This window comes from Kocuria sp. ZOR0020, from assembly GCF_000800955.1.
Lineage (GTDB): Bacteria > Actinomycetota > Actinomycetes > Actinomycetales > Micrococcaceae > Kocuria > Kocuria subflava.
Window position 1 is genome coordinate 22,605 of record NZ_JROX01000009.1, and the last position, 8,947, is coordinate 31,551.

Sequence of the window (8,947 nt, forward strand, 5' to 3'; positions counted from 1 at the left end):
CCCAGTCTACGAAACCGCCGCATGGCCAGGCTCAAGCACTCCAGAGGTTCAGCGCTGAGCGTGCCGCCGGCACCGGGCCGTCGGCCAGTCGCAGCAGCTCGGCAGCTTGCAGAGCGAGGGGGCTCGGACGGGGCTGGGCGTAGCTCTTGAGGAATGCGTGGGGGGCGATTCGGGCACCTAGAGGAATCGGGTCATGTGGAGCCTCTGGTGCGTCCTGCATGGCTGCCCGTCCTGCAGCTGCGTCACGGCCCGTAGAATCGGGGTTCCCACCGCGCTGCGCCCAGATTGGATGATCACCCACCTCATGTCCGCCTCACCATCGAATGACTCCCACTCCGTTTCCGCGGGCCACCTATCGGACCCGGACACCGTGGAACCTGAGCGAGAGCACAAACGCGCCCGGCGCCACCGCCTGGCCGGAGCCATGTTCGGTGTGGGAATCGTGCTGTTGTTCGTGGCCTCCTGGGCTTTCCCGGAGGGGCTGATTCATGTGGCCCGCGCCACGGCCGGGGAATATGCCACCCCCATGAGCACGCGTGGTTGGGTGACTGCCATCTTGGGGCCCATCGCCCTGGTGGTCAGTGGTGCACTGCTGGTGGTCGGGTTCTGGATGCGTCAGCGCAACAAAGAAGCGGTCTCCTATGAGGACCGAGCGTTGGACCATGCCTGGGGTGATGAAACTTTCACCGACTACTACCCGCAGGACTACCGCTGAGCTGTGATCGTGGGCCACTGTGGTGGTGACCGTGGGCGCCTGTGGCGGGTGGCTCCGCCATCACCTTCTGGTGAGGACGCCTTTTACCACGTGCTCAGCGACGTGAACCGGCGATGTCCGGCCTGAAGTGGACTTCCCCAGTATCGTCGTCTTCATCAAGACCATGGCCCAGTGCCACGTAGGCGGTGCGAACAAGGCCAGGGCCCTCCTGCGCGACCCTCTGCATCCCCGGGGAGTGGTCACAGACCCTGATCTGGACCAGGGGTTCCTGGGTCCGGGCGAACTCGCGCTCCTTGGCCGGTCTGAGCAACCGTGATTCCAGCGATTTCCACATCATTCGACAGGCGATTGATGAAACTCCACACCCTACGGTGCCGATGAATTTCCGGGGCCAGGTGATGTACACCACCCAGAGGACGTAAAGAAGTGCCCGAGATAGGATTCGAACCTACGACTTCTTGCTCCGGAGGCAAGCGCTCTATCCACTGAGCTACTCGGGCGTCTCCGCCCCGGGATCGCCGCGACGGACCCCAAGACTGTACCACCGCGGCGAGCATGGTCATGACATCCATGACCTCCCACCGAGATCGATCGGGCCGGCTGGTCCAGGCACAGCCGCTAGACTGTTCCGGTGACTCCCGAAGAATTGACTGCCGTTGTATCCGCATGTCTGCGTGAGGCCGTGACTCAGGGGGAGTTGTCCCTCCTGGAAGGTACAGAGCTGCCTGACGTCAAGGTTGAGCGTCCCAAGAACCGTGACCACGGGGATTGGGCCACCAACATCGCCATGCAGCTGACCAAGAAGGTCGGCAAGCCGCCGCGTGAGGTTGCCGCTGTGCTGCAGCGGCGGTTGCAGGCGCACGACGGCGTCGCTTCCGTTGACATCGCCGGTCCGGGTTTCTTGAACATCACTCTCGACACGGCTGCTGCGGGTGAGCTGGCGCGCACTGTTGTTGAGGCCGGCCGTGACTACGGCCGCAGTTATTCACTGGCTGGGACCACCATCAACTTGGAGTTCGTCTCCGCCAACCCCACGGGACCGATCCATCTGGGCGGTACCCGGTGGGCGGCCGTCGGTGATTCCCTGGCGCGCGTGTTCCAGTCACAGGGCGCTGATGTGACCCGCGAGTACTACTTCAACGATCACGGTGCGCAGATCGACCGTTTTGCAAGCTCTCTGCTGGCCGCGGCTCGCCATGAGCCGACTCCTGAGGATGGCTACGGCGGTGCGTACATCGCGGAGATCGCTGACCGGGTGCTGGCCGCCAACCCTGACGCGCTGCAGGCAGAGGACCCACAGGAGGCCTTCAGGGCAGCGGGTGTGGACTTCATGTTCGGCGACATCAAGGAGTCCCTGCGCGAATTCGGCGTGGAGTTCGATGTCTGGTTCCACGAGAATTCGCTGTTCGAGGACGGCGCCGTGGAGACCCTGTTGGAGCAGCTGAAGTCCCAGGACTCCCTGTACTTCAACGACGGCGCCTGGTGGCTGCGCTCCACTGACCACGGGGATGACAAGGACCGCGTGGTCATCAAGTCCGATGGCAACGCCGCCTACATTGCCGGAGACATCGCCTACTTCAAGAACAAGCGCGACCGCGGCGCTGATCTGTGCATCTACATGCTGGGTGCGGATCACCACGGTTACGTGGCCCGTCTGAAGGCCGTGGCGGCCAGCTTGGGGGATGACCCCGCCAAGGTGGAGGTCATGATCGGCCAGATGGTGAATCTGGTGAAGGACGGCGTGGCGGTGCGCATGTCCAAGCGGGCTGGAACCGTGGTCACCATGGAGGACTTGGTGGGTGCCGTGGGCGTGGATGCCGCACGGTACGCTCTGACTCGGTATTCGGTGGACTCCAACATCGACATCGACCTTGACCTGTTGGTCAAGCGCTCCAATGAGAACCCCGTGTTCTACGTCCAGTACGCCCATGCGCGGACCTGCGCGGTGGACCGCAACGCGGAGGCCGCCGGTGTCACTCGGGACGGTTTTGACGCATCTCTGCTCTCGCATGAGACGGAGGGCGAGTTGCTGGCCGCACTGGGCGCCTACCCCTCCGTGGTGGCTGAGGCCGCGCAGCTGCGCGAGCCCCACCGTGTGGCCCGCCACCTGGAGGTACTGGCCGGGGCCTATCACCGGTGGTATGCCGCATGCCGTGTGACCCCGCTGGCTGACGAGGAAGTCTCTGACACCCACCGCACGCGCCTGTGGCTCAATGACGCCACACGTCAGGTGCTGGCCAACGGCCTGGAGTTGCTGGGCGTTTCCGCACCCGAAAGGATGTGACCGTGAGCAAGTTCGAGCAGTTCGACGCCTACGACGACGCCGACGACGTCGTCACCACCGGCTTCCGCCTCCGCCCCGTTCCTGTGGTTGAACCGCAGCAGGAGGACACCTGGCAGACGGGGCCCAGCACCTTGGCGCCGTCATGGTTGAGCGTGCCGAGTGACTGGCAGGAGTTGGACCGCAAGATCTGGCCGGATGCCTTTGGGCGGGGGACCAACGGGCAGCTGACGGTCTGCGGGATCAGCATGGCCAAGCTGGCCGAAACCTACGGAACCCCGCTGTACGTGATCTCGGAAGACACCTTCCGTGATCGCGCCCGCGGCTTCCGGGAGGCTTTCGAGTCGGCTTTTTCCCGGGTGGGCACGGAGGTTTCCGTGTACTTTGCCGGTAAGTCCTTCCTGACCCCGGAGGTGGTGCGCTGGGTCCGTGAGGAAGGACTGAATCTGGACACCGCATCCGGTGGGGAAATGGCCTGTGGTCTGCGCGGTGGCATGGACCCGGCCCGCATGGCCCTGCACGGCAACAACAAATCGGCTGCTGAAATCACTCGGGCACTGGATGCCGGTGTGGGGCGCATTGTGGTGGATTCCCTGCCGGAGATCGAACTGGTGGGGCGTCTGGCCCGCACCTTGGGCGTGACGGCTCCGGTGATGCTGCGGGTGACCCCCGGTGTGCACGCCGAAACCCATGACTTCATTGCCACCGCCCATGAGGACCAGAAGTTCGGAATGTCCCTGGCCCCGGCACGTGCCACGGATGCCCAGGCAGCGGACGCATTGGCTGACGACTCCAGTGTGAGCACCCAGGATGTTGCAGATGGGTCCGCAGCTGCTGAACTTCCGTCGGCGGCCATGCGTGCTGTGAGTGCTTGTGTGGCTCACCCCAACATTGATCTGCAGGGCATCCATTGTCACATCGGATCCCAGATTTTTGCGGCCGAAGGCTTTGCCCAGGCCGCCGAGCGAGTCCTGACGTTCATGGCTGAGGTCAGGGAGAAGTTCGGTGTTCAGCTGCCCCAACTGGACCTGGGCGGCGGTTACGGGATCGCCTACACGGAGGCGGACACACCGCGGCCTGCCCAGGAGATTGCCGATGCCCTGGCACAAGCCGTGCAGGGTACGTGCCGGCGGCTGGACTTCCCCGTCCCACACCTGTCCTTTGAACCCGGGCGAGCCATTGTGGGCCCAGCCGGAATCACCCTCTACACGGTGGGCACGCTCAAGGCCGTCACGGTGGAACCGGGCCAGGCCCGCCGTTACGTCTCCGTGGACGGTGGTATGTCTGACAACCCACGCCCGGTGCTCTACGGCGCGGACTATTCCGTGGTGGTGGCTGATGCCAAGGGTGGGCTCAGTACCGGGGACCCGGTGTTTTCCCGCGTGGTGGGCAAACATTGCGAATCCGGGGACATCGTGGTCAACACCACCTACTTGCCCTCCGACCTGACCGCAGGTGATCTGCTGGCCGTGCCGGCAACGGGCGCTTACTGCTGGGCGCTGTCCAACAACTACAACTGGTTGCCGCGCCCCACGGTGGTGGCTGTGCGCACCGTGGACGGGGAAGGACAGTCCCGCGTGATTGTCCGGGGGGAAACCGAGGACGACCTTTTTGCCCGCATGTCCGTGGAGCCTGCAGATTCCCCTGATGGTCCAGGTTCCTGACCACGAGCATCCGTTTGACCACGGGCAGATCACATCCGCCCTGACCCATTGCCTTTCACGCACTACGTCTTGGAGCACCCTGTGACCAATTCTTCCCAGAGCCAGAGGCCGGCAAGCTCTGCTTCTGAATCATCCGTTCCCACCGTGCGCGTGGCCCTGTTGGGTGCCGGCAACGTGGGCGCGGAGGTGGCCCGGATTCTGCTCACGGACGCCGTTGAGCTGGGGGAGCGGATCGGCGCCCGCCCTAAGTTGATCGGCATTGCTGTTCGCGACGTCGATTCCCCGCGCACCGTCACGCTGCCCCTGGAATTGTTCACCACGGATGCCGACGCACTGATCAATGACGCCGATGTGGTGGTTGAACTCACCGGTGGCATTGAGCCGGCCAAGACTCGGATCCTGCGTGCACTGAATGCAGGCAAGCCCGTGATCTCCGGTAACAAGGCACTGCTGGCCCAGCACGGTGAGCAGTTGCATGCCGCCGCTGAGGCCGCTGGGACCAGCATTTCCTACGAGGCCGCTGTGGCAGGTGCCATTCCGATTGTGCGCCCCATGTTGGACTCGCTGTCCGGGGACAAGGTCAAACGGGTGCTGGGCATCATGAACGGCACCACCAACTACATCCTGGACCAGATGGACACCACGGGTGCCAGCTTCGATGACGCCCTGGCTGAAGCACAGCGGTTGGGGTACGCAGAGGCTGACCCCACGGCCGACGTCGAAGGTCATGACGCCGCATCCAAGGTAGCCATTCTGGGTGGGATCGCGTTCCACTCGTCCTACACGTTCGACGACGTCTACTGCCGCGGGATCACCGGGGTCACGGCAGAGGACGTTGAAGCTGCACGCCGGTCCGGTTTTGTGATCAAGCTCTTGGGTGTGGCCGAGCGGGTCACCGAGGGTGAGGGTGATCAGGCGCAGGAAAAGGTGAATCTGCGCGTGGTGCCCACCATGCTGCCGCGCAAACATCCCTTGGCCGGTGTGCACGGCGCCTTCAACGCCGTGTTCGTGGAGGCGGAAAACGCCGGTGAACTGATGTTCTACGGACCTGGCGCCGGTGGCGCGCCCACAGCTTCCGCCGTCATGGGGGACCTGGTGGCAGCACTACGCCGCTCCGTGGCAGGTGGTCCCGGCGTGGGTCCCACCTTCCACGCAGGCTTGCCTGCCACAGGCATGGACGGGGTCAAGACCAGTTTTGCTCTGACCCTGCTGTGTCCGGACCGTACCGGTGTTCTGGCGGAGATCTCTTCCGTGTTCGCCGAGCACGGGGTGTCCATCTCCACCATGCAGCAGCGCGACCTTCCGGAAGACCCCGCCCATCCGGGTCAGGGTCAGGCCGAACTGAGGTTTGTGACCCACCGGGCGCGCAATGCCGACCTGGTCCGGACTGTGGAGGCCATCCGCCAGATGGACGTGGTCCTGGACATGCGCGGGCTGATCCGCGTGGAGAACGACAACTGAATCAGCCCCATCAGAGCAACGGAGCCCGGAAACGGAGCTCCACACCGATGTTGAACAGACTCAGGAGAGAACCATGGCGCACTTGTGGCAAGGCGTGATCAACGAGTACCGAGACCGCCTGCCGGTCACCGATTCCACCCCCGTGGTGACCATGGGGGAGGGTGGCACACCGCTGATCAAGGCCCACGCCCTGTCCGAACTGACGGGCAATCATGTCTGGGTCAAGTTCGAGGGCATGAACCCCACGGGTTCCTTCAAGGACCGTGGCATGACCATGGCCATCACCCGCGCCAAGGAAGAAGGTGCCAAGGCCGTGGTGTGTGCCTCCACGGGCAACACCTCCGCTTCAGCTGCCGCCTACGCCAAGCAGGCCGGCATGCGCTGCGCGGTCCTGGTGCCGGAGGGCAAGATCTCCATGGGCAAAATGGCTCAGGCCGTGGCGCACGGGGCGGACATCATCCAGATCGACGGCAACTTTGACAACTGCTTGGAGGTGGCCCGCAAGCTCTCCGATTCCTACCCGGTGTTCCTGGTCAACTCCGTGAACCCGTACCGTATCCAGGGCCAGAAGACCGCTGCCTTTGAGGTGGTGGACGCCTTGGGCGATGCCCCGGATTACCACATCCTGCCGGTGGGCAACGCCGGGAACATCACCGGTTACTGGAAGGGCTACACGGAGTACGCGTCCACCTTCACCAATGACGCCGGGACAGACCTGCCCGCTGTGGCCACCAAGACCCCCGTCATGTGGGGTTTCCAGGCCGAAGGTGCAGCACCTCTGGTGGCGGGGCACCCGATCGATCAGCCGGAGACCATTGCCACGGCCATCCGGATCGGCAACCCGGCCTCCTGGGACACCGCCATTGCCGCCCGGGACGAGTCCGGTGGGTTGATCGAATCCGTCACGGATGAGGAGATCATCGAGGCCCAGCGTTTCCTGTCCTCCCGTGACGGGGTGTTTGTGGAGCCTGGTTCGGCTGCAGGTGTGGCCGGTCTGCTGAAGAAATTCCGTGCAGGGGCTGCACCGTCCGAGGCCACCATTGTGATCACGGTGACCGGCCACGGGCTCAAGGATCCTCAGTGGGCCATCAAGGGTGCTGAAGCAGAGGACCCCACGGCAGCTGAGCCCCGGCGGGTGGACTTTGACGTCGTCTCCGTGGCGGCGGCTCTGGGACTGGAGTGATTCCTGTGGTGTCTGCACGGATCAACCAGGAACGGGGCATGTGATGCAGTGGCGTGAGGTCTTGACGCCGGACCGAGCGGTCACGGTGGAGGTTCCTGCCTCCAGCGGCAACGTGGGACCTGGTTTTGACAGCTTGGGCCTGGCTCTGAGCCATGACGACACCGTGCGGGTGGAGATCCGGGAAGCGGGACTGGAGTTCGATCTCAACGGGGAAGGCAGCGAATCCGTGCCCCGCACGGAGGACCACCTCTTGGTGCGCGCCATCCGCGCAGCCTGGACCGCAGCCGGGCTTGAGGATCAACCGGGTCTGCACCTGACCACCAGAAACCGGATCCCTCACGGCCGCGGCATGGGGTCATCAGCCACATGTGCCGTGGCGGGGGTGGTGGCGGCCAACGCTTTGCTGCCGGAATCCGCGCAGTTGGATGATGACCAACTCCTTCAGGTCAGCGCTGCCATGGAGGGTCACCCGGACAACGTGGCGCCCTCGCTCAACGGTGGCCTGACCATTTCCTGGGGGGAGCCGGGAACCTGGCGTTGCGCACCGGTGGAGGTCCACCACGACGTCGTCCCCGTGGTGGCCATTCCCAATTACGAGGTCTCCACAGCACTTGCGCGCTCCCTGCTGCCCGGTGAAGTTGATCACCGCACGGCAGCCGTCAACGCTGGACGCGCAGCCCTTCTGGTGGAGGCTCTGACCCGCCGCCCCGAGCTGCTTCTGCCGGCCACCCATGACGGTCTGCACCAGCCGTTCCGGGCACCGGCCATGCCTCCCAGCGCTGCCCTGGTGGCTCACCTGCGGGAGCACGGCCATGCGGCCCTGATCTCCGGGGCGGGTCCCACTGTCCTCACTGTGGCGCCGTCCACCGCGGCTGCCGATGAGGCGGAGGCTGAGATCGCGCGGTTCGTGGCTGATCCGGAAGCTGACCGTGAACACGTCACCTGGCGTGTTCTGCGGCTGACCGTACCCAAGCAGGGTGCTAGGGTGGTCGAGTACCTCAACATGTGATCTGATCCAGGTCACTCAGGTACATCCCGACTCCGTGAACAATCACCGGGCGGTGCGGCATTGCATCGTCTCAGTGGTGAACAGTTCAGGGGTCAGGCGGTTCAACGACCATCGGAACCCTGTTGTGGGTCTCCGGTATCACGGTCAACCGTGACGTTCATCAGCTTCAGCCAACGGTGCGGTGTGCCCGTACCACTGCTGGGCTGACCCACGAACCGCCGCTGACCACACCCCGTCTGATCGGGTGTGGGCGGCCCGCTGTGTGCGGCCCGCACCAACAGTCAAGGCAACCGGCGTCTGAGTGCCGATTGCCCCAATCGAGGGAAAAGGAAACCTTCGTGACCGAAACCACCGACCTGAACACCGGGACGGACCAGGACACTTCATCAACCAAGGGCACCGGTCTCTCCGGTCTGAAGCTTGCACAGTTGCAGGCTCTGGCTGCCCAGCTGGGGATCACCGGGGCGCGCCGCATGCGCAAGTCCCTGCTGGTGGACGCCATTGAGGCCCACCAGCGCGGTGGCAGCGTGGCCGCCCGCGACCGCAAGGTCACCGAGCAGATCGAACAGACTGCCCAGCGTGCCTCCGCCAAGGCAGGCATCAACGATGCCCAGGGTTCAGCCGGATCTGAAAC

At 64.4% G+C, this 8,947-nt stretch carries 8 protein-coding genes and 1 tRNA gene; 7 read left to right on the top strand and 2 right to left on the bottom strand.

What is annotated here, in order from left to right; genetic code table 11:
- Positions 1–31 precede the first annotated feature (31 nt).
- Entirely contained in the window at positions 32–220 is a 189-nt protein-coding gene (locus L979_RS15745; protein WP_156125274.1) for a hypothetical protein, read from the bottom strand.
- Between the two features lie 84 nt (positions 221–304).
- On the opposite strand from L979_RS15745, the gene L979_RS00920 reads away from it, so the two are divergent.
- Entirely contained in the window at positions 305–715 is a 411-nt protein-coding gene (locus L979_RS00920) for a hypothetical protein (protein WP_156125275.1), read from the top strand.
- Positions 716–1,142: 427 nt separating this feature from the next.
- Here the strand turns inward: L979_RS00920 and L979_RS00930 are convergent.
- Positions 1,143–1,215: transfer RNA gene (locus tag L979_RS00930), tRNA-Arg, on the bottom strand.
- A gap of 131 nt (positions 1,216–1,346) precedes the next feature.
- On the opposite strand from L979_RS00930, the gene argS reads away from it, so the two are divergent.
- From argS to L979_RS00960, 6 genes are all read left to right on the top strand, one after another.
- The gene (gene argS / locus L979_RS00935; RefSeq protein WP_047688152.1) at positions 1,347–2,999 is read left to right on the top strand and encodes an arginine--tRNA ligase; all 1,653 of its coding nucleotides are present in this window, start codon (positions 1,347–1,349) and stop codon (positions 2,997–2,999) included.
- Between the two features lie 83 nt (positions 3,000–3,082).
- Positions 3,083–4,660: a diaminopimelate decarboxylase gene (locus tag L979_RS00940; RefSeq protein ID WP_081993500.1), complete on the top strand. Its 1,578-nt coding sequence runs from the start codon at positions 3,083–3,085 to the stop codon at positions 4,658–4,660.
- Positions 4,661–4,741: 81 nt separating this feature from the next.
- Positions 4,742–6,121, top strand: a complete 1,380-nt coding sequence (locus tag L979_RS00945) for a homoserine dehydrogenase (protein ID WP_081993499.1) — start codon at positions 4,742–4,744, stop codon at positions 6,119–6,121.
- Positions 6,122–6,194: 73 nt separating this feature from the next.
- Entirely contained in the window at positions 6,195–7,304 is a 1,110-nt protein-coding gene (gene thrC, locus L979_RS00950; RefSeq protein WP_047688154.1) for a threonine synthase, read from the top strand.
- Positions 7,305–7,347: 43 nt separating this feature from the next.
- Positions 7,348–8,313: a homoserine kinase gene (gene thrB, locus L979_RS00955; RefSeq protein ID WP_047688155.1), complete on the top strand. Its 966-nt coding sequence runs from the start codon at positions 7,348–7,350 to the stop codon at positions 8,311–8,313.
- A gap of 338 nt (positions 8,314–8,651) precedes the next feature.
- The coding region (locus L979_RS00960) for a Rho termination factor N-terminal domain-containing protein (RefSeq protein ID WP_047688157.1) at positions 8,652–8,947 on the top strand (296 nt) is incomplete at its 3' end.